Genomic DNA, 25,853 nt, shown 5'->3' on the forward strand with positions numbered 1-25,853 from the left:
CTTTCAACAGGTGCTTACTTATATGCCCTATGAAAAAGCAGTTAGGATTTCTGGGGGTAGGACTGCTGGTGCTGCTACTGGTAGGAAGTATAGCAAGCTGGCAAAGGAAGCCTGCACACCGAACACCCCTGGCGGCTGGCAGCCAGGGCGGCAGACCCGGTTTCCAGCCTAAGGCGGGCAAGGTAGTCACGACTTCCTCTGGCCTGGATTCACTGGCGGATTGGACCAAACGCTACCGCCTGACCCACCAGGACTCCACGGTGTATACCCGCTCCCAGTACTTTAATAAAGACCTCATTCGGCAGCTGATTTCCGGTAATAACGCGGGTATCCGCATTTACAACGCCATTGACCAGCACGGAGTCCATCAACTGATTGTAGTGACGGTTGATAAAACGGGGAAGGACCTGTTCGTGCCTACCAAAACCCGGGCTCTACGCAGTGATGTGCTGCTTTACAGCCCCGAAAAATGTCCGGCCAACTGTGATAGAACCAGCGGCCTGATGCGGTAAGAACCTACCAGCTTGTGCACCGATGGATACTTGGGGAGGCCTGCACGTACTTAATCGGGCGCTGGAAGCGGCGCCCCTGGTGCCGTTGGCCTGCGCCTGGGTGCGGCGTTATCACATACCGCCTGCTTTCCGCGCCGTGTACTACTTCGTAGGAGCAAAATCACTGCTTTACTTTCTGGACACGTGCAGCCGGCTGGTCTTTCGCAACAACGTGTACGTGTACCACCTGGCCACGGTAGTGTTAGTGAGCTGCTTGGTCCGGACCTACTGGCAGCTACTACCCGCCCGGGTACGGCCGCTTATGCTCGGGGGGCTGGCGCTATTTATAGGCGTTGCCCTGCTGGATGCCAGCTACCTGAACGGGCTGTTTACCGACGTCAATACCTACTCGCAAGCTCTGGGGTGCGTGTTGTTGCTGGTGGTAGCTATTTTCCACGTGCTACACCTGACGCGCAGCCGTACGCCGGGGCCGCCGCTGGAGCAGCAGCCAGAGTTTTTTCTGAGCGCGTCCGTGCTGGTGTACTGCTCCAGCTCTGTTGTCAGCTACGTGGCCATCAACAGCATCTACCACGCCGGCTACGACGCTGCCACCCTGGTTCGGCTTGATATCTTGCTGAGCGCGCCTGATATGCTGCTCATGGCCGTACAAATGGGGCTTCTGGCCTGGATGTTTCAGTTTTTCCCCCTGAGCGTGGTTCCCCGGCGCGCCCTGCCGCGGTGGCTGCACTATAGCACCTGGCACCCGCGCCGCTACCGTCTGCTGGGCCGTTCCCTGCTGACGCTCCGGCTGCCCCGCTCGCCGCGGTGGCTGGTGCCAGCAGCGGGTGGCAGCTGACCGCCAGCAGCTCCCTGCTTTCGCGTGTCCGCTCCTACCCTCTGTCGGCAGCCACCTATGCCCCACGATTTACTACCCCTACTCTTGATTGGCCCTATTTTGCTGCTCTTGGCCGTGGGCATCGTGGGCATTCTGATTCGGGAGCAGCATCGGCGGCTCCGGCAGGAACGCGAAAAGCAGGCGCTGCTGGCTCAGCAGAACGAGTTGCTGGAGCAGCAGGTAGCCTTGCGCACGGCCGAGGTAGTAGCCCAGCGCAACAGCCTGCAAGAAGCCTTACAAGAGCTGCGCACTACCCAAACCCAGCTGGTGCAGCGCGAAAAGATGGCCTCGCTGGGGGAACTGACGGCCGGCATTGCCCACGAGATTCAAAATCCGCTCAACTTCGTCAACAACTTTGCCGAGGTTTCTGGTGAATTAATCAGCGAACTAGAAGACGAGCAGCGCCGCGCCCCCACCCGCTCCCCGCTGGAGGCAGAACTGCTCGACGACCTGAAGCAAAACCTGCTCCGCATTACCCAGCACGGCCAACGCGCGGCGGCTATTGTGCGCAGCATGCTGGAGCACTCCCGCGCCAGCACCGGCGAGCGGCAGCCTACCAACCTGGCCGCCCTGGCCGAAGAATACCTGCAACTGGCTTACCAAAGCGCCCGGGCCCAGCACCACGGCTTCGTGGCAACGCTCACCACCCGCTTTGCGCCGAATATGCCCGCGGTAGAAGTAGTGCCTCAGGAGATTGGCCGGGTGCTGCTCAACTTGTTTACCAATGCCTTCTACGCTGTGCGCCAGCGCCAGCAACAGGCCCTACCCAGCTACCGGCCCGAGGTGAGCGTGCAGCTTGAAGCCAGCGCGCACCAGGCGCTTATTTGCGTGCGGGACAATGGCTTAGGTATCCCACCCGCTATTCAGCAGAAAATCTTTCAGCCCTTTTTCACAACGAAGCCCACAGGTGCTGGTACGGGCTTGGGCTTGTCGCTGAGTTACGATATCATTACGAAGGGACACGGCGGCACGCTGACGCTTTCCACGCAGCAAGACGAATTCACCGAGTTCCGCATTAGCCTACCCCTTTCCCGGAGCTAGGTACTGCGGCGGAATGCTCATAGGTTATAACGCATTTTATGTATACTTTCACTTTGTTTAAAACGAACGCACCCAAAGTAGGGGTGGGGGCATTGCCACAGCAGTAGTTCCTGCGGGCAGCCGGATGGATGGAGGCAAACGAGCATAGCTCGCTTGAGTAGGGGTTGCGCCTGGCAACAAGACGGAACCGGAATAGAAAGGGGGAAGCTGAGGCAGGCTGATACTGGACACAGGGGCCGGGGCCTAGCAATTCCCGGGGCCGCGGGCCCCGGCATTGGCACGATTTCACGCTTAGCAGGTTACACGCCCCATGCTAATCGAACAACTTATTCCCGCGCGCTTGCGCACCCGGCGGCTGGCCCGGCAGGTAGCCGCCCCGCCCCTGTCGTCGGGGCCCGCTGGCACTCCGGCCACCGACTACGGGCTGTTCTATCGGCTCTCATTTCAGTGGCTACGACACCTGCTGGTGCACGGGGCCATGCTGCTGGTGGGCGTGTTTTGCGCGGCCCTGGGGCTGAAAGCTTTTCTGCTTCCCAACGGCTTTATCGACGGTGGCGTGACCGGTATTTCCCTCCTGGTGAGCCAAGTGACGGGCATTTCGTTGTCGGTGCTGATTGTGCTGATCAACATTCCCTTCATTGTGCTGGGCTACTTCCAGATCGGGCCCAAATTCGCCCTGAAAACCCTGCTTACCATTCTGTCCCTGGCCGGGGTGCTGCTGGTAGTGTCGTTTCCTTCCCTGACCCAGGATAAGCTGCTGATTGCCGTGTTCGGGGGCTTTTTCCTGGGAGCAGGTGTGGGACTGGCCATGCGGGGCGGAGGCGTGCTCGATGGCACCGAGATTCTGGCCCTCTACATCAGCAAGAAGCTGCCCGGCTCCATTGGGGATATAATCCTGGTTATCAATATTATTATCTTCGGGGTGGCGGCCTGGCTGCTTTCCGTGGAAACGGCCCTGTATTCTATTCTGGCCTATCTATCAGCGGCGAAAACCGTGGACTTCGTTATTGCTGGCATTGAGGAGTACACCGGCCTGACCATACTTTCCACCCACAGCGAGGCCATCCGGCAGCTTATCACCGACAAGCTCCGCCGTGGGGCTACCGTGTATGAGTGCACGCGTGGCTTCGGCTCGCACGGTCACCAGCACCTGCGCATTGAGGCCATCTTCACCGTTGTCACGCGCCTGGAGGTGATTCGCCTCACGGATGAGATCCGCAAAATCGACCCGCACGCCTTTATTGTGATGCAGTGCGTGAGCGATACGCGCGGGGGCCTGGTCAAGAAACGGCCGCTACACTAGGTGCCCGGGCTGGTGGCACCGTCACTTGGATTACTTAACAGCCGACCAATGGATACGTGGCGACAGGTCTTGGGGGTGCGGGCGCGGGAGGCAACGTCGGTAGCGCTGTTTTTTCTGCATCACTTTCTGCTAGGGATGGGTACCATCCTGGTGTACGTGGTAGCCAATGTGCTACTGCTCGAACACCAGCCGGAGCGCACCCTACCCCTGGGCTACCTGCTGGGTGCGCTGGCTATGCTGGGCGTTGGCCGGGTGTACGCCTACCTGGAGCACCGCTGGCCGCTGCCAACCCTAGCCCGACGGGGGCTGATGGGGGTGGTAGGTTGTACGGGGCTGCTGGCAGCCGTGGGGCTACTGGCAGACAACTCCCTACCCGTTGCGGTGGCTCTGATGGCCGCCTACCACCTGCTTTATCTGCTCACGAACCTGGAGCTCTGGAGTATGTCGGCGGTAGTGTTCGATGTGCCCCAGGAGCGGCACCGGGTCAGCCTCATCAGCTCCGCCGACCTGCCGGCCAAAGCCCTGGGGGCCGTGCTGGCCATTCTCGTGTGCGCCCGGGCCGAGTTGGGAGTCTTGTTACTGCTGGCTTTTGGGGCCTATCTGGGGGCCTTGTACACTCAGTATCTCACCTTTGGCTCGCAGGTGGTAGAAGCCCACCCGGCCCCGCGCCGGCCCAGCCCGCCCGGAGCCACTCCCCTGCCCAAGTGGCTGCTAGGCTATACTCCGCTGGTGGTATGCCTGGGACTAAGCCTGTTTACGCTGGCCGCCGCGGGAACGGGCGCGGAGTACTTTTTCTTTGTCCACGTCAAGCAGAGGATGCTGAACCAGGCTACTGTGCTCCAGTATGTAGGGAGTGTACTGGCTTTCACCTACTTGCTGGCCATGCTGGGCAAGCTGCTGCTGCACCATGGCCTCACCTGGCTGGGGCTTCCTCGCACACTGCTGTTGCTGCCCGTGGCCGCGCTGGGTGGGGTAGTCCTTTTGGAGGGGTTGCGGCGGCTGGGTGTGGGGGCGGAAGGCCAGCTGGTGTATTTCTGCGGCCTGTACCTGGGGCTGGAAGTGCTGCGACGAGCCGCGTTCGAGCCCGTATTTCTGGTGCTGTTTTATTCTCTGTCTCCGGCGCGGCGCCTGCAGAGCCACGCGCTGGCAAAAGGCATATGCGAGCCCTTGGGCATGGGCCTGGCCGGCCTCTTGCTGCTGGCCATGCAGGCCAGGCCCAGCGCGAACCAATGGGTAGCCTTTGCCTGGATGGGGGCGCTGCTGCTCACGGCGGCCCTGCTGCTGCGCCGCGCTCACCATTACTACCTGGCCGAGCAAAAAACCGGGCTTAGTATCGGCGAGTCGCTGGATTGGTCGGAGCAGGCTCTCCCCACCGAAGCGGCCCCAGGTACCTCCACTACACCACTTACCGCCGAAACGGCGCTGCACGACCCTAGCCTGGCCGTGCGGCAGCAGGCCATCCGCGCGCTGCTTACGGCCGAACTCCCTTCTCCTGCCGCTGCCGCCAGCCTCCGGCAGCTAGCAGCCTCTGACAACGCCGAGCAGCGCCAGGCTGCTTTGGCGTTGCTCGGGTTGCTACCCCCCGCCCAGCAAGTAACACTGCTGCGCACCTGCCTGCGCAGCCTGGAGCCAGACCTGACGAAAGCCGCCGTTGCCGCGGCGGCTCAGCATCCCACTCCCGAGGTGCTGGGCGTGCTGCTGAGCTTGCTGGAAGAAAAGGCCGCCCGAAAGCCGGCCGCCGATGCCTTGGTACGCATGGGTAACGCCGCGCTACCGGCCCTGGAAGCCGCCTTGCAGCGCCAAACCAACTATCCTCTGCTGCGCCGGCTGGCCGCCGTGTGCGCCCGCCTGGCTACCCCAGCCAGCCGTCGGGTATTACTCATTCTGGCCCAGCAGCCTACTCTTAGCCGCCGCGCCGCGGCCCTGCAGGCCCTGAGCCGCTTTGACTCGGTAGCGGCCGATGCTCCGCTGTTTCAGCACCTGATGCAAAAGGAAATGCGCCTGGCTCAGCAGCTGCTGCACGGCATGCTGGGCGCTAACGTAGAGCTGCGCTCCTGCCTGAAATATGAGCTGACGAAAGTGCAACAGCGCCTGTTCGGGCTGCTGCTGCAACTCTACGACCGTCAGCCCATCCTCCAGGCCCAGCGCGGCATTGCCCGCACCAGCCAGGAGCATCAGGTAAGCGCGCTGGAAATCCTGGACAACCTGATTCCGCGCCCCCTCTATCAGGGCTTGCAGGCCTTGGCGGAAAGCGGCCGGCTTTCTAAAAAAGTCCAGACCTTCGACCAGCTGCTGGGACCGGTGCCGCCGGAATCCGTTCTAACTACTATTCTGCACCGGGGCGAGGAAGTGTTTGCCCCCTGGACCCTGAGCGTGGCCCTGCGCCAGTGGCAGCCTACCCCCGCCACCGTGGGTTTGCTGCATACGTACCTGCACTCAGCCCAGCCGCTGGTGCGGGAAAGTGCCGAGGGTGTGCTGGCACTGCTGCCCGCCCGCTATCCGATAGTATTCGAGCAGTGGCGCAGCCTCTACCCTACCCCCGAGAGTGCCCCCAGCCCGCCGCCCCCAACCCATATAGCGGCCATGGACCGGCTGCTGCTGCTGCGCCGTACCTCCCTGTTTGCCCAAACGCCCGAGAACGTGCTCAGCAGCATTGTGCCCATCATGAAGGAAGTAGTTTTCCCCGACCAGCACGCCATTTTTGCCAAGGGCGACTTGGGTGTCTCCCTGTTTATTATCTACACGGGGGAGGTAGGCATTTTCACCGGTGACCATCAACTGGCTACGTGCCGCGAGGGCGACTTTTTCGGGGAGCTGGCCCTACTCGACGCCGAGCCCCGCTCGGCCTCCGCCGTGGCCCACGGCCCCATCGTGGCCTTCCGCCTTGACCAGGAAGATTTCTACGACGTGATGGAAGAATGTCCCGAAGTACTCCAGAACATCCTGCGCGTGCTCTGCCAGCGCCTGCGCCAGCAAAACGAGGAACTCAAAACCCTGGCGCGGGGAGCAGGGGTAAGGTAGTAAGTACAATCAGAATCTGGCTGGGGCGGGCCCGTAACTGCAGGCACTGGGCCCGGTTCACGGTGTCCCTGATAATGGGGAAGTACAACTGCTTCGGGGCAACTGAGCCCATAGCGCCGGTTATTACTCCGTTAGTGTCTACCCCAATTGCCACGCTGAACTGGTCGCCAAGGCCCTGCGGCGCGGGCAGCACAGGAAGACGGAGCGCGCCGCGCACGGCCAGGGCTGCGTCACTGGCGTGGGCGAGGCACTACTCGCCCCGGAACACGGTCCGCACGGTGGCGGTTGGCTCCCAGGAGGGCAAGTACCGTGAGTTTACCAGTCGGCCGCCCGCGTCACACCTCTAGCATGTGGTATCAATTGCCTCGAATACGGTTTGGCCGAGGCGGGCATGCCAGCCGGCTAATACCAGGTAGTAACGCAATATTTTGAGTAAGATGCTCCGCCGCGGCAGCAGGTTCTACAGCGCTACTCATACGCCCTGTAACCGGGCATACATCCTAATGGCAAGCTCCTGCGTATATAGCGGCAGCCCGGCCCACCGCGGCGGGTACCTCTCTCTGCTTCCCACTCCAACTCTCTTGCACGCAATGAACAAGTATTTGCTCTCAACCCTGGCTCTGGCCTTCACGTTCAGCACGGGCTCGGCCCTGGCGCAGGGAAAAATGAAAACCAAGTCGGACGACGAAAAAACCAAAACCAAAGAAGCCGGCATGACCACCAAAACCAAGGTGGGCGACGACGGTAAAGTCAAAGTAAAAGGCGAGTCGGAAGACGGCGCCAAGCTGAAGGCCACCACCAAACCCCGTAAAGGCAAGGACATGAAGGACATGACCATGTCGTCGGGCAGCGCGGGGGTATTGGTAGGTGGGGCCATGATGACGCCCGACAAGGACATCGTAGATAACGCCGTGAATTCGACGGACCACACGACCCTGGTAGCCGCCGTGAAAGGTGCCGGACTGGTAGAGACGCTGAAGGGCGGCGGCCCGTTCACGGTATTCGCCCCCACCAACGCGGCCTTCGATAAGCTACCCTCGGGCACGGTGAACACCCTGATGATGCCCGAAAACAAGCAGAAGCTCACCACTATTCTCACCTACCACGTAGTGCCCGGCCGCCTGCTGGCCGCCGACCTGAAGGACGGCCAAACGCTGACTACCGTAGAGGGCGAAACCCTGACCGTGCACCGCATGGGCGACACGGTGATGCTCCACGATGCCAAGGGTGGCATGGCCAACGTAACCATCCCGAACGTGGTGTCGAAAAACGGCGTGACTCACGTAATTGACACCGTGCTGATGCCCACTAAATAAGCGCTAATGAGCACTCTACGAAAAGGCCGGCTCCTGCTCCAGGGGCCGGCCTTTTTGTGGTTTTCCGCCTTACCTGGCGGCTGTCATTACGCGTTACGGAATTGTTACCAAACGCCGGCTGACGCCCTGTAAGCCTGCTGGTACGGGTAGGATTTAGGACCTTTGAGTTCCTCCTTGTCATTTACACACCCTTGCTCCTTATGAAACATCTCTTCTCCTACCTTCTGGGCCTGGCGCTGAGTGTAAGCGCTGCCGTGGCCCAAACCCTGCCGCCGGCCCCACCCATTGCCTTGCAGGGCAACGATCTAAAAGCCTGGCTGCGACAGAACTGGTACGACGGCAAACGTATTGAGCTGAGCTACAACGTGGCCCGGGGCAAGATGTACAACTACGTGGATAACCAGGACGGCAAAGTGGTGTGCGTGTACTCCGGCTACACTGAAAACACGCCCCTGGACTCCAGCAACACCAGCCCCGGGGTAGTCACGCGCATCAACTGCGAGCATACTGTGCCGCAGTCGTGGTTTAACGAGGTAGTGCGTATGCGCTCCGACATTCACCACCTGTTCCCGACCTACGACACCTGGAACAGCAACCGCGGCTCCGACCCGTTTGCGGAAATTCCGGATGCCCAGACGCGCCTCTGGATGCGCAACAACCAGAGCCAGACAACGATTCCGGCCACCAGCATCAACGAGTACAGCGAGGACACCGACACGCAGTTCGAGCCCCGCGAAGACCACAAGGGCAACCTAGCCCGGGCTATTTTCTACTTCTACACCATGCACCAGAACGAAAAGTTTGATGCGGGCAAGGAAGTCATTACGGCCGCCGCCGACCTGCAGACCCTCTACGCCTGGCACCTGGCCGACCCAGTGGACGCCCGCGAGCGGGAGCGGAACCGCCGCACGGCCAAAAGCCAGGGCAACTTCAACCCCTACGTTGCCTACCCCGGACTTGTGGCCCGTGCCTGGGGCTTCCCGGTGCCGCCCACGTTCTTCTTTGCGGCTGCCCGCGGCAGTGCCCCAGAAGGCGCCAGCGGTACCAGCACCTACTCAGCTACCGTTTCCGTGTCGCCGGCTCCTACTACCCCGCTCACCGTGGAGGTAGTGCTTGACGCCGCTTCTTCCACCGCCTCGCCCGGGCAGGACTTCACCTTCGCGCCCCAGACCCTGACGTTTGCGGCAGGACAAACTTCCCAGACTGTTACCGTTACGCTCACCGGCGACGCCCAGCCTGAGGCTGATGAAACGGTAGTCCTGAGCCTGCGCAACCCCGCCACTGGCGGGGAGGTAGGCGGCCCCAACACCCACGAGCTGACGATTACCAACGACGATGGTCCGGCCCCGACTCTGGCCTTTACTACGGCCACCGGCACTATGCTGGAGGGCGACGCGGGCACGAGCAGTACTTACACGGTAAGCGTCATGCTCAGCGGCAGCGCCCCCACTGCCGATGTCACCATTCCGGTTTCGGTAAGCACGGCCGGCACCACTGCCACCAGCCCCGCCGATTATACGCTGAGCACGACTTCGTTGACCTTCACGGCCGGGCAGGCCACCCAGACCCGCACGGTTAGCGTAACTGTGGCCGGTGACGCCCAACCCGAGCCGAACGAAACCGTGCGCTTAGTCCTGGGCGCACCCACTACCGGCGGAGCCGTGCTGGGCGCCCCCGCTACCCACTTGCTCACCATCCAAAACGACGACCAGGCCCCGGTAGGCTCGCCCTGCACCGACTTGTTCTTCTCGCAGTACGTGGAAAGCGCAGCCGGCAACACGAAGGTGCTGGAAATCTATAACCCCTCGCCCGCTTCTATCGATTTGTCCGGCATTCAGGTGCGCCTCTACCCTAGCGGCTCCACGGCGGCCTCGCAAACGGCTACCCTCACCGGTACGCTGGCTCCCGGCGACGTGTACGTAATTGCCAACACGGGCGTCACGGCCTCCAGCGTGCAGGCCCAAACCGACTTGCAGTCGGCTGTATGCTTTTTCAATGGTCCCCACTCCATCGGGCTGTTTGATGGCTCCGATACGCTCGACGTAATTGGCGTAATCGGGCAGGCTCCGGCGGGCGGCGCCTGGAGCGTAACGGGTGGCTCTACCAAGGACAACACGTTGGTACGCAAACCTACCGTAAGCCGGGGCAATACGCGCTGGTCAGTGGCAGCGGAAGGCTGGCAGGCCCTCGGCACCGACGTGTACACGGGCGTAGGCAGCCACAGCAGCACCTGTACCACCATCACGTCGGCCGGTGCTGCCGCTACTTCCGCCCCTGGGCTGGAGGTGTTCCCGAATCCGGCCACGGGTAGCGTGTACCTGCGCCTGCCACAGGTACGCGGACAGCAAAAGGCGACCATTGCCCTTTACAACGCCCTGGGCCAGCGAGTACTCAGCCGCACCCACCTGGTAAGCGCCACCGAAACAACTACCCTTGATGTTCACTCCTTGGCTCAGGGTCTGTACTCGGTGCGCGTGGAGGTAGATGGCGTACGCTATACCAGCCGCGTAGTGGTGCAGCCCTAGCCCTCAACCAGCCACCTGCTCCTCACACAAAGTCCACCCTCCAGCACCGCCCGTCAGCGGTAATGGAGGGTGGACTTTCTCGTAGAAGGCCGGCTGCTGAGGCCTCAAACGCGAAACGGCCCGCCTTGCAGTGCGGGCCGTTTTACGGGTACTAACATGCGGGTAGTATCACTCACGTTGTATGCTCACTCGGTAAATAACAGAGCAGAGTGGCCTCACACCTCCGATATAGTCAGAACGGGAATGTGACTGTGAGCCAGCAGCCCCGCCGTTACACTTTGCAGAAACTGCTCCCCGGGATAGGTGCGTGGCCGGGTCACGAATGACAGCAGATCAGCCCGGTAGCGGGCGGCGGCGTGCCGAATTCCTTGCTCAATGCTGGGGTGCCGGGTGGAGGCCACGGTGTGGGCAACGCCTTCGAGTAAGCCCGTTTGGCGTACCTGCGTTGCTATTTCCTCCATCTTGGGGGATGCCTCACCGGTGTACACATGAATGCCTACTACCTCCGGAATACTGCGGGTAAGGAGCAGATCAACATCGCTGGGCAGATGGCCCAGCAGGAGCGGATGTTGTGCGTGTGTTAGCTGAGCCAGCAGACCTGGAATAGTTTGGGCAGCCTGCGGCAGCCGCACGGCGCGGCGGTCGGTGTCCAGCACAATACGGCGCGGCACCGGCCCGGCCCGGAAAGTACGGGGTACTACCAGCAGGGGCTGCGCCAGGTGCCGTACTAGGTGCAGCGCCGTGCTCTGGCGGGCCGAGGCCATGGATTTCGCGGGGTTGGCGTTGCCGACTACCAGTACGTGCCCGGTAGCATCCGCCAGCAAGTCGGTAAAGCGGCTGATAGGATCCGTGAGCAGCAGTTCCCAGGTGCACGGCACTTCGGCGGCTACTTGCGCGGCTAAACGCGTCAGTTCTTGCACCACCGCCGGGCCGGCTAGCTCCTGGCTGGCCGGGCTGAAATAGGCGTGGTGCTCGCCGGCTGCTTCCGGCGGCACATGCCAAATCCGCACTTGGCCACCCACGTGTCGGGCCACTACCACGGCATACTGCAACGCATTGGTTGCCGTAGCCGAGAAGTCCGTCAGGACGTGGAAAGTGAACATAGAGGTAGCAACTGATGGAAACAGTAAACTCTTTCAGGGAAAGATACTGCGTTCCATAGTAGCAAAAATTAATACTACATTAAAAACGTCTTATACTCAGTTATTTCTAGCTGAACTATGAAAACGGTTCTTGGTAGTAAGGTAAGGTAGCGGAAGCCATGACGTCTGGGCTCTGACTACTTAAGTGGGTTACTACGCCAAAAAGCTGCTGGGCCCTTATTCGCCCTAGTCGACAGGCGCAGTCTAAGCTTTTTGGGCCCGCAGCTCGTGGTATTCAGGGTGCTGCTCCATAAAGTGACGCATGAACTGGCAGCTGGTCTGTACTTTCAGGTGCTGTTGGCGGGCGTAGGCCAGGCCGGCCCGGGCCAGCTCTTCAGCTAGGCCCTGTCCTCGCAGCTCCTCGTCCACGAAGGTGTGAGTGAAATCGATAACTTCTTGTTCTGGAAAGCTATACGCCAGCTCAGCGGTGTAGCCGTCGCGAACTAGGGTGAATTCCTGATCGGCAGCGTTGTGGGTTACGGAAACAGTCATGAGAAGTGCAAAGCAATAAACCAACAGTGGCAACGGTCCGGCAAGGACCGCCATTTCTTGCGCGTTTACGTAAGAGAAGCAGCACCGGCCACCCGAGGCCTGTTTTCCTCCCACTTCTCTCCTACGCCCTATGGCACATACTGCTGAAAATTCCGACTTCACGCCTCAGAACCCTCATCAGGCTTCTTCCTCCGAAGGCCACAGCACGCCCCAGTACGGCGAGTTTGGCAAACCCAATGACGCGCCTACCCCCTTGGCTTCCGAAAGCGAAAGCCTAACCCAGGGCGGACGTGTAGCTCCGCAGATAGCTTTCCCGGAACAGCGCGGCAGCACCCCGCAAAACCTCGACCCGGCTCTGGCCCGGGAAGTAGCCGATGCCGAATACACCGAGCAGCGCGAGGGCTGGGCGCAGGACGATCCGCGCTATGCCGGCGGCACGCGCAACTGGGCCACCAACGAGCCGGCCAACCACAGCAATGGCCCTGCGCTCGAAGATGAGGAAAAGCCGCGCAACCCAAATGTTGGCAAAAATGACAACCCGGATGAGTTCAGCGCCTTCCGCCCCGATAAGGGCCGTGGTATTCCGGGCGCTGACGCGGCTGGCCCGCACTTTGCCGCTGACGACAAAGACAAATAGCCGGTGGTAGTACTACCTGCGTATCGAACCAAACTACCGGTGGGTTAAGCGCCCCAACGCTGGCTCTCTTACTTCTCTTTTTATGGCTACCGAACCAAACCAAGACCCTGCCGCTGCCCTCGACCCGAATTCAGGCGCTAACCTGACGGAAGAGCAGCGCAAGCACCGCGAAGAACTGTACAGCTACAAGCGCGACGAGGAAGGCACGCTCGATACCTCCGCCCGCCTGGAGGAGGAAACTACGGGTATTCCCCTTGACGGAGCTGGCGCTACCGGGCCCGACCCCGATAACATGACCCGCCGCGACGAACTGGATATTCCGGGCTTCAATAACCCTATTGACGATAACAACCGCTAGGTCGGTTACCAGCTGCTACCCACGGGAGCCGCCGTATAGGATCCGGGTAAAGCGAACCTGCTCTGATTAGAGCCGCTTCGCTTTACCCGGTTTTTTATTGCCGCGCCCCCTTGCCGGGTAGTGCGATGCCGCGGGTGCACGCCGGGCATACGCCCTTCTGGGCAAGACTTGCCGGGACGAGGTAGCCGGCGCCAGCCGCTACGAGTTTTCCGGCCGCCGCTGCGACATAGCCCAGCATTTCCCGTATACAATCCTTAGGCGTAGCTTGTCGCTCTCCACTCCCATCCTGCCCCCTTATGGTTGCTCCGTTTCTCGTTCTGACTGATTTTACGCCCGCCGCCGACCATGCCCTCCGCTACGCGGCAGTTTTAGCTGCTTCCGTGCAGGCGTCCCTGATCGTCCTGCACATTCGGCGCGAAACCCTACTCGACCCGGACGCATTCAACGGCAGCGTCCGCCATATGAGTGAGGGAGAAATTGCGGCCGCCCTGCAAGCGCGCGTGCAGCCGCTGGGAGTGAGCACCACCGTTGAGTCGGCAGTGGATGGTGTGGAAGGAGCCGTAACCGACGCCGTACGCCGCTACTCCCCTTCCGTGGTAGTGCTGGGTAAGCCCGCTACCGAAAGTACCCCCGATGAGCTGGTGAGCAGCACCTCGCTGAAGCTGCTGCGTGCCACCCGCACTCCGCTGCTGGTAGTGCCCATTGGAACGCAGGCCCCCGCCTCACCCCGCCACGTTACTATTGCCGCCGATAATAATTCTATTGATCTGAAAGTCCAGTCGGCGGGAATACAGCACGTATTGCAGCTGCTTCAGCCCCACCTGACGGTAGTGCACGTAGCAGAACCCGAAAACAGCGACAGCTGCCAAGCGGCCCTTACGGCCGTTACCAATAGTGGCCTGACGGCAGGCACCACCTACCGCGTGCATGCGCATGGCGTCCGGCACCGGCACGTAGCCAGTGGCATTCTGCAGGCCGCTGCCGAAACCCACGCTGATTTGCTGGTGCTCGTGGCCCGTCGGCGGAGTTTTCTGGGGCAGCTATTCAACCGCAGCGTTACCTCGCAGGTTATTCTGCACGGGAAGCTACCCATCCTGCTGCTCCCGGCCCTCGACTAACCCCTCCCCTCTACCAGGGCGGTTGAGTAAGCATGACCACGCCGGCTACCAGCGCCACCCAAGCTGCAGGCCACCGTACCAGTTGCGGCCGGGTGCCGGCTGGAAATAACGTCCGCCAAAGGCATTCAGGTCGTTGCCCAGGGAGTAGCGGCGGTTTGTGGCGTTTTCAATTCCCCCGAACACGTCAAGGGCCAAAGCCCCAAACAGCTCCCGCCGCCAGCCGGCTCGGCTCCCGAACGTCCAATAGCCAGGGGCGTAGTCGGTGTTGGCGTCGTTGAGGGGTAGGCGAGCTTGGTGGTTGACCGTGGGGTTGAGGTAAAACCCGAGCTGCTCGCTGAAATCCAGGCCCGTTGTAAGTGTATGTGGCGCCGTACCCGTGAGCCGGTTGCCGCTGTAATCGTTGCCACCGCTGGCGTAGCTCCCGAAACGGTACTGATTGTACGCGTAGCTCACAAAAGCGCGCAGGCCACCTGGCGCTAGGGCGATGGTCGGGCTGGCGGGGGCCGCAGGCCGCCAGAGCCAGCCGCTCAGGGCCGCTTCGGCCCCGCGCTGCCGGGTGGTGCCGGCGTTGGCGAAAAGCTGAACCCCCTGGTCGGTGGTACGGGTGGTAATGGTTTGGCGCAGGCGCAGGTCATAGACGGCTACATCGTAGCGCAGCCGCTCGTTCCAGAGCTGGCCCCGGGCCCCTACCTCATAGCTGGTACCACGCTCGGCTTGCAGGGCCTGGTTGATGGAAGCATCCGAAGGGCGGATTTCTTCCTCCGTGGGCGGCGAGAAGCCCGAGCTTACGCTGGCGTACACCGATACGTTCCGCCCGAACTCGCGTAGCAAGGCCACCCGCGGCGACACTTCAGGTCGGAAGTTGCGCTCCAGCTCGTAGGCCGTGGGACGAGTAGCCGCGTCGGAAAGGCGGCTGATGCGGTAACGCAGCCGGTTGTAGCTGGCCCCGGCCGTGAGCAGCAGCCCGGCGGGCAGCTCGTAGTCAGCCTGGGCGAAGGCAAAGCCCGTGAGCGTCCGGATTTCGTCGTCGTAGCGCAGCGGGCCGGGCGTGCCGGCGCGGTTCTGGTAGTTGCGGGAGCTTTCAAAACCCGTCTGGCCTTCGCCTCCGCCCTGCAGCCGCAGGGTGCGCCCGGCCAGCGTGGTGCGGTAGCTGGCCACTACCCGGCCACCCCCACCCAGCAAGGTATTGCGCTCAAAATCGACGAGGTAAGGCGTATTGATGCGGCTGCCGCTCAGGTAGAAGGTAGTGCGCAGCTGTAGGCGCTCAGAAAAGCGGGCCTCGTGCGTGCCGCCTACCAAGGCCGAGCGAGAGGCGTAGTACGTGCGCTGCGCCACGGTGCCAGGGCTGGTGGCCGTACCCGGCCGGGCCTGGCGCGGGTTTGCTTCGAACTGCGCTCGGGTTAGTCCCCCCGGCAGCTGATAGGTGATATCGGAGTAGAGCGTGTGCAGGCTCAGGGTCTGCTTCTCAGTGGGCTGCCACTCTCCATCCAGGGCCAGTACGTCGCGGCGCAGGGCACTTTGCTGGCGGTAGCCGTCGAGGCTCTGGCGGGCGTAGCTGGCGCGCAGGTAGCCGGTGGCGCTGCCGGTTTCGGCCGTAGCCAGGTAACGCCGCAGCCCGAAACTGCCCGTGGTGAAGCCCACCTGGCCCCGGGTAGTGCCGGGTGCCGGGCGGCGGCCGGTCAGGAGCACGGCCCCGCCGGTACCGGCCCCGTACACGCTGGCGGCCGGACCTTTCACTACCTCGATTCCTCCCAGTAAAGCCGGATCCAGCAGGTTGAGCGGAGTGCTGCCGCTGGCTTCCGTGAAGGGCAGGCCCTGGTAGTATACCTTGGTGTTGCGCACCCCAAACGGGGAGCGGAGCGTGCTACCCCGCACGCTCAGCCGGTAGCTGGCCGTGGCGCGCTCCTCCAGCCGTACGCCCGGCAGCGTGTTTATGGCCTGGGTTAGGGCATTCTGCGGAAAACGCTCCAGCACGGAGGCATCGAGCACAGCCACGGCCGCCGCCGTGCGCCGCAAGGGCAACTGCTGACCGTAGCCGACCACGGTAGTTTCGGGCAGTACCCGGGGCCGCAACAAGGCGGTATCGGGCGGGGCGGAGGATAGCTGTTGAGCCACAACGGAGCAGGGCAGCAGCAACAGGGGTAGCGTGTAATAGGAGGTCATGCAAGCAGGAAACGGAAAGCCAGAAGCCGGGCAGGTGTCCCCCTCCAGGAGGCGGGCCGTAGCTACGGTCAGAACCTATACCGGATTGCGGGCATTTCGTTTGGCGAGACCTAACTTTTGCTACCCGTTGGCAGCGCAGCCGGCGTCTGCAAAACTATTTTTCGGGGTAGGCCATAATTTTTTTATTGGGCCAACAGAGGGTGCGGCCTCCGAGTATAAGCCCCCTAATTTCTTTGCTGCCAGCTTCTTACTGCTGGTTCTGGCAGTGAAATACCCCCCTGTTTTAGCTTTCTTTTCCCGCCTTATTTCCCGGAGTCACTGTTTCGCAGTCAGATAGTTATCAGTATAGAAATCAGCATATATTCTTTTCCCAAAGCCAAATTCGCAACCGGCCTCGTCTACGCTTGAGCCAGACTGTTATGGCGGGAAGCAGCACGCCTAAGAAGCTCGACAGTAAAAGTGAATTCATAATAATATAACAATAACAATAAAAATTAAAACTTTATTTTTACATATTAGTATTGCATCTTGGTAATACAGAAATAGCAACCACATATTATCACGTTTTGAGCAGGGCTGCCTTTAGCAAAGCAGCTTCTGACCGAGGGCTGAGGTAGTGGGGTTCGGCAACAGCATGCCACTGCCAGCTGCGCTGTTTGCTAATAAGGAGCACAACAATCCGGGCATCCCTAATCAGAACTATGCATGAACTCTACCCTGTCTTGTAAGCAGCCCGACGCTCCAGGGGTAGCGCCGTTTGCTCCCGGCCTCGCTGGCGCGAGGGAAGCGGAGCGGCTGGCGGCGTTAAGCGCCCTGGATCTGCTGACTACTGAACTGGAGCCGGAATTTGACGCCATTGTGCAGCAAGCCGCTCTGGCTTGCTGCACCCCAATTGCCTGCCTCAGCTTTCTGGATGAAACCCAGCAGTGGATTAAGGCCCGCACCGGCACGCCGCTCACCTGGCTGCCGCGCGCCGACTCTCTGTGCGCCCATACCATCTCGGCCAACGACTTACTGGTGCTCGATCAGCGTGGCTTAGCGGAGCTAGCTCCCACCAACCCGTTGGTGCAGGCGCAACCCGGGGTTGTTTTCTACGCTGGCTACCCCGTGCGCACAACTGAAGGAGTGCCCGTAGGCGCGCTCTGCGTCTGTGATACGACTGCTCGGAACCTGAGTGCTGAGCAGCACCTGGCCTTGCACCTGCTGGCCCGGCAGGCCAGCCAGGAGCTGGCCCTTCGCCAGGCTACCCGCGCCCGCCTGGCTGCCGAGGCCCTGGTGCAGCGTAAACAGGCGTTTCTGGCCGCCGTAAGCCACGAAATCCGGACGCCTCTGCACGGCATTATGGGCCTGACGCGGCTGCTGCAGGAAAGCTTTATAACTCCTCACCAGGAAGAAAACCTGGGCCTTATTGCCTCCACAGCCGAAAATCTGCTTTCCGTCATCAACGATATTCTGGACTTCAGCAAGGTAGAGCTGGGCAAAATGGATCTGGAGCGGGTACCCTTTGATGTAGCGGCTACCGTGCGCGACACTACCCGCTCTTTGCAGCACCTAGCCCGTCAGAAAGGGCTGACGCTACTCACCAGCCTGCCTGGCCCGGCCGTTCCACCCGTGGAAGGTGACCCGTTCCGGCTACGGCAGGTGCTCCTGAACCTGATAACCAACGCGTTGAAATTCACGGAGGTGGGCCAGATCAGGGTAACAGCGAAAGTCCAGCACTCAGATGAGGAACTGGTGCACCTGCATTTCTGCGTGGAAGACACTGGTATCGGCATCAGCCCCGACAAAGCGGACGAAGTATTCCGGGCCTTCGACCAGGCAGCTACCAGCACGGCCCGGCGCTACGGCGGCACGGGGTTAGGACTCGCTATCTGCAAGAGCCTGATAGAGCTGCAGGGAGGCCACATCTGGCTGGAAAGCCAACCGGGCCAGGGCAGTTGCTTCGGGTTTTCGCTGGTGTATCCCCGCAGCTCGCACGCGCCCCAGCAGGAGGAGACCCTCCCGGCCCTGGCCCCAGGACTGCTCCAGGGGCTGTCGGTGCTACTGGCCGAGGATAACTCCATTAACAAGCTGGTAGCCACTTCGCTGCTCCGCGACTGGGGCGCGGAGGTAGACGTAGCCACCAATGGCCGGCAGGCGCTAGACCTGGCCGAAACCCAGCGCTACGACCTGATTCTGATGGATATTCAGATGCCCCAGCTCACCGGCCTGGAGGCCACGGCCTACCTGCGGGCTACGGCCAACCTAAATCAGCATACCCCCATTATTGCCCTGACGGCCAACGCCATGCAGGACGAGGTGGATGCCTACCTGCACCAGGGCTTCACAGATTATCTGATTAAGCCGTATCCCGAGGCCGACCTGTACCGGCTTATGGCCCGGGCCACCGGCCGCACCCAAGCTACCCCCGACCTGCCGCAGCCTACCTATAACTTCTCCCAGCTCGGTAAGCTGGCCCACGACCAGGAGTTTATCCGGAAGATGCAGCAGTTATTTCTGGATACGGTACCCAGCCAGCTTCTGCACTTACGCACTGCTCTTCATGAGCGCCAGTGGGAAGTTGCGGCCCAGCTTACACACAGCCTGAAATCTACGTATGGCAGCCTGCAAATGACGGAAGCTACCAATTGCCTCAAGCAACTGGAAAAAGTCATGCATCCACCGCCCGTCACGGCCCAGCCCTTGCTGAGCTTGCTGAACCTGCTGGATGCCATTACCAGCCGTACTGCCGAGCTGTTCACCCAGCACCTGGAGCAGCAGACTGCCGAAACAACGGCAGAAACCGAAATTTTCTCTGGGCCGCCCGGCCTTCCGATACCCTAACGGATGTCCAGCCCAGTTGCTATTAGCTACGCGCTGATGTTCAGCTTCTTACCTTTTGTCTCTTCTGTTCTCATGCCTTCTTGATACCACCTTCGCATCCGGTTTTGCAACCAGTCTTTCTTCCATTGAATTTATTTCATAGAAATTTTTACCTGTTATATTTTTTAACACAAAAAATAATTGATATAATTACATAAGAATACAACATATGTTATTCTCTGGCGTATCTGTGGATGCGCACTGACTTAACAAGTTTGATGAACTGAGTTGCAGTCATCTGTCTTTTCTGGCGAAACTGAAACACGACTACTCATCTGACCTGGCCTTATAGCCTGGCATACCCTTCTCTAACCGCTTACTGGCTTACGTCCAGCCTCACTTACTCCAGGTTTACCCTCTGATTATGTGAGCACTGCGACACTTACCAGCTTTCCTTCCGACCTGCTACACTAGCCCCCACGGGCTACTGCCTGCCTGTAGCTCTCTACCCACTCCCACCCGTTTTCACTCCAAAAACCTTGGGCCGCTTTGCGTGCGGTCAGGGGGCCTTTTGGTGCATTGTTGTGCGCGTGCCCTATCCGCGGCTCAGGTTAAACACAACTTATTATTTGGTTAGTCACAAGAGCTTGCTCTTTTCCTTTCACCATAACCGTTGGCACTTATGGTCTTCCCCAAGAAACAACTCCTCATTATTGATGACGAGCCGTCTATCCGGCTGATTCTGGAGCACTACTTCTCCAGTGAGTACGATGTAGTCGTGACCTCCAATGGGCAGGAAGCCCTGAACTGGCTGCAGAAGGGCCACCAGGCCGATGCTATTGTGGCCGATTACGAAATGCCCCAGATGGACGGGCTGGAATTTCTTAAGCGCCTGCGGGCCCACACCACCTACGGCACTACCCCGCTGCTGATGCTGTCGGTGGCCGATGAGAGCAGCAAAAAGATTCAGTGTCTGCGCCAGGGGGCCGACGACTACATCGTGAAGCCTTTTAACCCGGAGGAACTGGAAATCAGAATCAAAAACGTCCTGGGCCGCGTCCGGGCTTAGTCTATTCTGCCCGCTTCTACTCTCGTTCTACTCTACCCGAAATTCCCTGTATGCATTGGTCTACTACTCCTTTCCGGCTATGAACGCTACCGCTCCTAACCTCTACCCTTCAGGCAGTACCCCTCAGCCTTTGCTACCCAACTGGTGGCAGTTCACACACCGCAAAACCAAGAAAGCCCGTTCGGCTCAGCGCCTGCACCCCGCGGGCAGCGGGCTACGCATGCCGGTAGCCAAGCGCGCCTTCGATATTGTTGTATCGGCTACTATTCTGCTGGCGTTGCTGCCGCTGTTTGTGGTGGTGGCCCTGCTGATTAAGCTGGAGTCGAAGGGGCCTGTGCTGTACTACTCCTACCGGGTAGGCACCGGGTACCGCAAGTTCCGGTTCTGGAAGTTCCGCTCCATGCGCCAGGATGCCGACCAGCTGCTGGCCTCCATGAAAAACCTGAACCAGTACCAGGCCGCCGCCGACGAGGAAACTCTGGAGCCTGGTGCCTGCGCCTGCACCGCCGAGGGCGGCACCTGCCAGAGCCACCTGATTGACAAGCACGGCAACCGCATCTGCGAGAAGCACTACTACCGGGCGAAGAAGGCCCGGGAGGAGGCCGCTTTCATCAAGATTGCCAACGACCCGCGCATTACCCGCATCGGGCTGTTCATCCGCAACACCAGCATCGACGAGCTACCCCAGCTCTTCAACGTGCTGCGCGGCGACATGTCGCTGGTGGGTAACCGCCCCCTACCCCTCTACGAGGCCGAAAAGCTGACCACCGACCAGTTTGCCACCCGCTTTCTGGCGCCGGCCGGCATTACGGGCCTCTGGCAGGTGAGCAAGCGCGGCAAGGGCGGCGACATGTCGGCTGAGGAGCGCAAGGCCCTCGACGTAGAGTACGCCACCAACTACTCCTTCCGCAAGGACGTGCAGATTCTGCTCAAAACCTTCCCGGCGCTGCTGCAAAAGGAGAACGTGTAATGAAAACTGCCCATTTTTTCCCGGTTCTGGTGCTGGCCCTGGCTCCGCTGCTTTCCCGCGGGCAGACGCCCGGCCCCCCGCCCCCGCCCGCGGAAGCGTGGGAGGAGCGGTTCTTCAAGGCCCCCGAAGTAGTGCTACCCATTCTCTACCAGGCCGCCATTGGCCACTCGGCAGGCATCGACAAGCTGGAGGCCGCCCAGCAGGTAGCGGGGGAGGACATCCGGCTGGCCCGGAAAAAGATCCTGAACTCCCTGGCCCTGGGCTCCAGCTACAACTACGGCACCCTGCCCTACTTCTCTACCAACGGCTCTACGGAGCGCGTGCAGCAACTCAACGCCTTTGCCCTTGGCGCCCGCGCCCAGTACAACGTGGGCCTGAGCCTGACGGTGCCCCTAGAGCAGCTGGCCAGCCGCCGCGCTACCGTGCACAAGCAGGAGCTGATTCTGCAGCAGGCCGTGGCCGAGCGGGCGGTTGGCGAGGAGGAAATCCGCCGCCAGGTGATTCTGCTCTATCAGGAGCTGGCCCTGGCCCGCGCCAACCTGCAGCACCACCAAAGCGCTGTGCAGCTGGCCGGCATCAGCAAGAAGCTGGCTGACAGCAAGTTTCGCAGCGGTGAATTGCAGGTAGATGAGCAGATGACTGCCACGGAGCTGCACAACAAAGCCCTGCTGGCCCAGGAAGAAGCCCGCAACAAGTACCAGACGGCGCTGCTGCTGTTAGAAGACCTTTTGGGCTCGCCCCTTCACGCTTTAATGACTGGCCGATGACGCTTAAAGACCTTTTCCGGCTGCTCCGCCGCCACTGGCTGCTGCTGGTGCTGGTGCCGCTGGCTACCAGCGTTTCCATCTATTTTTTCGGCCGCAACCGGGACAAGAAGTACACCTCTGATACGGTCATTTACACCGGCATTGCCTCGGGCTATAAAATAGACGGCGACAACAACGCGGCCGGCGGGGGCTGGAACGCCGCCTCCACAGCCTTCGATAACCTGCTTTCCCTGATTAACTCCCGCGAAACGCGGGAGGAAGTGGGCCTGCGCCTATTGGCCCGCCACCTGCAGGAGCGCAAGGCCAACGGTGCCACGGCAGCCACGGCCCAGCAGGCCGCTATAGCGCCTACTGGCGTGCTGGCTTCGGTGCAGCGGGTGCTCTGGCCGGCGCAGCAGGCCGCCGCCGATGCGCCCCTGCTCGATTCGCTGGCGGCCACACTGGCCGGCAACACGGAGGCCGAAACCCTGGCCAACCTCACGGCGGCCTACCGGGTCAACAACACCAACGCCGTGTACAAGCTGCTCTATTCCAAGCACCCCTACTACTCGGAGGCGGCCATGTGGAACATTGCCGCCAGCCGCATCAAGGACAGCGACCTGCTGCGCATTGAGTACAGCTCAAAAAACCCGCAGGTGTGCCGCGAAACCCTGGATATTCTGACCCAAGTGTTTATCCGCAAGCACCGGGAGTTATTCGTGGTGCAGAACGCCAACGTGATTGGCTACTTCGATGAAGCTACCCAGAAGGCTTACACCAAGCTGCAGGCGGCCGAAAAGAAGCTGCTGGAGTTTCATCAGCGGCATAACATCGTCGACTACGACAAGCAGATGATAACCTCCACGGAGGAGCGCCAGCTCACGGCCGACAAGTTCAACGAGCTGGAAATGCAGTACGCCGGCGCCAGCTCGGCGCTGAAGTCGACGCAGGCGGCCCTGGGCACGCGTGGCGTCTCCAACCTGAAAAGCCAGGAGATTCTGCGCCTGAGCAGCCGCCTCTCCGAGTTGAACGAGCAGATTTCGGAAGCTGAGCTGCTGACCAAAAGCGCCAGCACCCCGGACGGCGCCGCCCGCGTGGCCAACCTCCGGCAGCAGGCCGCCAGTGTAAGCAGCAGCCTCGACGCGGCCACCACCAGCTACGACGCCGACTCCCGCTCGGTGCAGGGCGTGGCCGTGAAGGACCTACTGCAGGATTACAGCAAGAATGCTTTGCAGGTAGAAGACCTGCGCGGGCAGCTCAACTCTATGCGCCGGCAGAAAGACAACTTCACCAGCCAGTACAACAGCCTGGTACCGCTGGGGGCGGAAATCCGTAAAATCCGCCGCGAGGTAGAAATTGCCGAGAAGGAGTATATGTCGCAGGTGGAGGGCCTGAAGCAAAGCAAACTCTCCCAGCAAAACGTGGAGCTGGCTTCGCAGCTGAAGATAGTGGACCCGCCCAACCTGCCCGTGACGGCCGGCGGCACCCGCCTGCTGGTTCTTTTGCTAGGGGGGTGCCTGGCCTCCTTCCTGTTTACCGGCGCTGGCCTGGTGACGGTTGATTTGCTCAACAACTCCTTGCAGAAGCCGGCCCTGGCTACTAAGGTGACCAGCTTCCCGGTGATGGGCATTATCCCGAGCACCACCAACCTTACGCAGAAGCAACTGCTGGACGCCCAGCGGGCCGAGGACCAGCTGGCCCGCCAGCTGCTGCTGAAAATGCACCAGAAGGACGATTCCGCTAAGCCCTTCATCATTGGGGTACTCAGCAGCCAGAGCGGCGAGGGCAAAACTACCCTCTCCACCTCCCTGACGACCAGCCTCAACCACATGAAGATCAAAACCCTGGGGCTGTTTCCGAACGACCACGCCGAGCACACCTGGCTGGAGGGACACACGGCCTACTACTCGCCCTTGCAGGGCTTGTCGCAGGGCGTGACGGTAGCCGACCTGGCGGGCACGCGCGCCTACAACAATGCCGTCATCATTGTAGAGTTTCCGGCCCTGCTGGAAGCTACCTACCCTGCCTCTCTGCTGCAAAGCCTGGACCTGATTCTGGTGGCGGTGAAGGCCACCCGCAGCTGGGAGCAGGCCGACAAGAAGATTTTCGAGAACATCAAGAACGTTACGCGGGCCCCCATTGAGGTAGTGCTCAACGGCGTGCTGCCCGAATACGTGACCGATTTTATTGGGGCCCGGGTGAAATCGGCCAGCGGCAAGCGCGCCGCCCTACCCCCACGGCCACTCCAGGGGCTGCTCAACCCGTAGCCGCCCGTTTTTCTTGCCCGCGGGCCCGGCCCGCCGCCTTGCCTGCCTTTCCCCGTTATGAGTCACTTTGTATCGTCAGCTACTATTCTGAGAAGCCGCGGGGTTCAGCTCCTGCTCGGGGTGCTGGCGGCCGTGGTAGTGGGTTGGAGTACGGCGCGGGCCGGGGTACTGGTGCCGGCCCTGCTGATTGTGCTGGCCGTGGTGGTGCCCTTTGTCATTATCCTGTTCACCACACCGCGGGTAGGCATCATTGCCCTGCTCTGCTACTGCTTCCTGTTCTTCATCATCGACCGGGAGGTAGGCGGGGCACCCTACGGCATGGCCATTGATGGGCTGCTGGTTACCACGGCCGTGGCCGTGCTGGTGCAGCACCGCCGCTTCGACTGGAGCTACCTCAAGAACGACCTGGTACTGCTGACCCTGTTTTGGTTTGTAGTGAACATTCTGGAGCTGGGCAACCCCTCGGGGGCCAGCCTCATGGGCTGGGTGCAGGAATTCCGCAGCGCCTCCTTCTACTGGCTGCTCACGGTGCCCCTCTCGCTGCTGCTGTTCAACCAGAAAAAAGACCTGAACCTGTTTCTGGTGCTGCTGATTGGGCTGTCGGTGCTGGGCACGCTCAACGGGCTCAAGCAGCTCTACATCGGCCTTTCGCCGGGCGAGCAGCAGTTCCTTGACGAAGGCAACGCCAAAACCCACCTGCTCTGGGGCAAGCTGCGGGTGTTTTCCTTCTACAGCGACGCGGGCCAGTTCGGGGCTTCCCAGGCCCACATTGCCCTGATAGCCCTGATTCTGGGCTTCGGGCCGTTCAAGAAATGGCAGAAAACCTTGCTGCTGCTGGCGGCCGGGCTGCTGATTACGGGCATGTTTATTTCCGGGACGCGCGGGGCCTTATTCGCCCTTATCGTGGGGATTGGGGTAGCCCTGCTCATCAGCAAGAACATCAAGGCCCTAGTGGTGGGCTCGGTGCTGGCCCTCTCAGCCCTGTACGTGCTTAAGTACACCCACATCGGCGACACGAACTACAACATTTACCGCATGCGCACGGCCCTGGACCCCCAGGATGCCTCCCTGAACGTGCGCCTCAACAACCAGCTGGTGCTGCGCAACTACTTGGAGTCGCACCCCTTCGGGGGGGGCGTGGGCACCATTGGGGCCTGGGGCATCAAGTACAACCCGGGCAGCTACCTCTCCACTATTCCGCCCGACAGCTACTGGGTGAAGGTGTGGGTGATGTACGGTATTGTGGGCTTTATCATCTGGTTTGGCATCATGCTCTACATCGTGGGCAAGGGCTGCGGCATCGTCTGGAACATCCGGGACCCTAAGCTGCGCGTGAAGCTCAACGCCCTGACGGCCGGCGCGGCGGGCATCCTCTTCTGCAGCTACGGCAACGAGGTTATCAACTTCATGCCCTCGGCCATCATCGTGTACATCTCCTGGGCCTTCATCTTTCTGGGGCCCCGGCTGGATTCGGAACCTGAACCTGTACAGCAGTAA

At 61.0% G+C, this 25,853-nt stretch carries 20 protein-coding genes; 16 read left to right on the forward strand and 4 right to left on the reverse strand.

Translation table 11 applies throughout. From position 1 onward, the window contains the following. Positions 1-29 precede the first annotated feature (29 nt). From K3G63_RS08510 to K3G63_RS08530, 5 genes are all read left to right on the forward strand, one after another. Entirely contained in the window at positions 30-512 is a 483-nt protein-coding gene (locus K3G63_RS08510; protein ID WP_220613614.1) for a hypothetical protein, read from the forward strand. Positions 513-534: 22 nt separating this feature from the next. Then, entirely contained in the window at positions 535-1,347 is an 813-nt protein-coding gene (locus K3G63_RS08515; protein WP_220613615.1) for a hypothetical protein, read from the forward strand. A gap of 57 nt (positions 1,348-1,404) precedes the next feature. Continuing rightward, the gene (locus tag K3G63_RS08520) at positions 1,405-2,427 is read left to right on the forward strand and encodes a sensor histidine kinase (RefSeq protein WP_220613616.1); all 1,023 of its coding nucleotides are present in this window, start codon (positions 1,405-1,407) and stop codon (positions 2,425-2,427) included. Positions 2,428-2,737: 310 nt separating this feature from the next. Continuing rightward, positions 2,738-3,730, forward strand: a complete 993-nt coding sequence (locus K3G63_RS08525) for a YitT family protein (RefSeq protein ID WP_259404310.1) — start codon at positions 2,738-2,740, stop codon at positions 3,728-3,730. 48 nt (positions 3,731-3,778) lie between these two features. Beyond that, positions 3,779-6,751, forward strand: coding sequence for a cyclic nucleotide-binding domain-containing protein (locus K3G63_RS08530; protein WP_220613617.1), 2,973 nt, complete (start codon positions 3,779-3,781; stop codon positions 6,749-6,751). On the opposite strand, the gene K3G63_RS08535 is transcribed toward K3G63_RS08530, so the two are convergent. Beyond that, a complete protein-coding gene (locus K3G63_RS08535) occupies positions 6,717-6,944 on the reverse strand; it encodes a hypothetical protein (RefSeq protein ID WP_220613618.1) in 228 nt (75 codons plus the stop codon). The genes K3G63_RS08530 and K3G63_RS08535 overlap by 35 nt on opposite strands. 628 nt (positions 6,945-7,572) lie before the next feature. Here K3G63_RS08535 and K3G63_RS08540 point away from each other — a divergent pair. Beyond that, positions 7,573-8,067: a fasciclin domain-containing protein gene (locus K3G63_RS08540; RefSeq protein ID WP_259404388.1), complete on the forward strand. Its 495-nt coding sequence runs from the start codon at positions 7,573-7,575 to the stop codon at positions 8,065-8,067. Between the two features lie 200 nt (positions 8,068-8,267). Then, complete coding sequence (locus K3G63_RS08545; RefSeq protein WP_220613620.1) at positions 8,268-10,592, forward strand: endonuclease; 2,325 nt, start codon at positions 8,268-8,270, stop codon at positions 10,590-10,592. A gap of 215 nt (positions 10,593-10,807) precedes the next feature. On the opposite strand, the gene K3G63_RS08550 is transcribed toward K3G63_RS08545, so the two are convergent. Together K3G63_RS08550 and K3G63_RS08555 are read right to left on the reverse strand one after the other, a co-directional pair. Then, entirely contained in the window at positions 10,808-11,695 is an 888-nt protein-coding gene (locus K3G63_RS08550; protein WP_220613621.1) for a universal stress protein, read from the reverse strand. A gap of 243 nt (positions 11,696-11,938) precedes the next feature. Beyond that, on the reverse strand, positions 11,939-12,226 hold the full coding sequence (locus tag K3G63_RS08555; RefSeq protein WP_220613622.1) for a GNAT family N-acetyltransferase: 288 nt from the start codon (positions 12,224-12,226) through the stop codon (positions 11,939-11,941). 130 nt (positions 12,227-12,356) lie between these two features. Here K3G63_RS08555 and K3G63_RS08560 point away from each other — a divergent pair, with 130 nt between their 5' ends. The 3 genes from K3G63_RS08560 (at position 12,357) to K3G63_RS08570 (ending at position 14,339) form a co-directional block, all read left to right on the forward strand. Next, positions 12,357-12,863: a hypothetical protein gene (locus K3G63_RS08560; RefSeq protein ID WP_220613623.1), complete on the forward strand. Its 507-nt coding sequence runs from the start codon at positions 12,357-12,359 to the stop codon at positions 12,861-12,863. Between the two features lie 82 nt (positions 12,864-12,945). Next, on the forward strand, positions 12,946-13,221 hold the full coding sequence (locus K3G63_RS08565) for a hypothetical protein (protein ID WP_220613624.1): 276 nt from the start codon (positions 12,946-12,948) through the stop codon (positions 13,219-13,221). 296 nt (positions 13,222-13,517) lie between these two features. After that, the gene (locus tag K3G63_RS08570; protein ID WP_220613625.1) at positions 13,518-14,339 is read left to right on the forward strand and encodes a universal stress protein; all 822 of its coding nucleotides are present in this window, start codon (positions 13,518-13,520) and stop codon (positions 14,337-14,339) included. A 45-nt stretch (positions 14,340-14,384) separates the two neighbouring features. On the opposite strand, the gene K3G63_RS08575 is transcribed toward K3G63_RS08570, so the two are convergent. Next, positions 14,385-16,502, reverse strand: a complete 2,118-nt coding sequence (locus tag K3G63_RS08575; protein WP_220613626.1) for a TonB-dependent receptor — start codon at positions 16,500-16,502, stop codon at positions 14,385-14,387. A 705-nt stretch (positions 16,503-17,207) separates the two neighbouring features. Between K3G63_RS08575 and K3G63_RS08580 the strand changes: the two genes are divergently transcribed. From K3G63_RS08580 to K3G63_RS08605, 6 genes are all read left to right on the forward strand, one after another. Beyond that, positions 17,208-19,325, forward strand: a complete 2,118-nt coding sequence (locus K3G63_RS08580) for an ATP-binding protein (RefSeq protein ID WP_220613627.1) — start codon at positions 17,208-17,210, stop codon at positions 19,323-19,325. 661 nt (positions 19,326-19,986) lie between these two features. Continuing rightward, positions 19,987-20,373: a response regulator transcription factor gene (locus K3G63_RS08585; RefSeq protein ID WP_220613628.1), complete on the forward strand. Its 387-nt coding sequence runs from the start codon at positions 19,987-19,989 to the stop codon at positions 20,371-20,373. Positions 20,374-20,452: 79 nt separating this feature from the next. Then, positions 20,453-21,343, forward strand: a complete 891-nt coding sequence (locus K3G63_RS08590; RefSeq protein ID WP_220613629.1) for a sugar transferase — start codon at positions 20,453-20,455, stop codon at positions 21,341-21,343. After that, positions 21,343-22,110: a TolC family protein gene (locus tag K3G63_RS08595; RefSeq protein WP_220613630.1), complete on the forward strand. Its 768-nt coding sequence runs from the start codon at positions 21,343-21,345 to the stop codon at positions 22,108-22,110. The genes K3G63_RS08590 and K3G63_RS08595 overlap by 1 nt, the downstream gene beginning before the upstream one ends. Then, a complete protein-coding gene (locus tag K3G63_RS08600; protein ID WP_220613631.1) occupies positions 22,107-24,356 on the forward strand; it encodes a hypothetical protein in 2,250 nt (749 codons plus the stop codon). The genes K3G63_RS08595 and K3G63_RS08600 overlap by 4 nt, the downstream gene beginning before the upstream one ends. A gap of 57 nt (positions 24,357-24,413) precedes the next feature. After that, on the forward strand, positions 24,414-25,853 hold the full coding sequence (locus K3G63_RS08605; RefSeq protein WP_220613632.1) for an O-antigen ligase family protein: 1,440 nt from the start codon (positions 24,414-24,416) through the stop codon (positions 25,851-25,853).

It is taken from the genome of Hymenobacter sp. HSC-4F20 (assembly GCF_019599275.1).
GTDB lineage: Bacteria > Bacteroidota > Bacteroidia > Cytophagales > Hymenobacteraceae > Hymenobacter.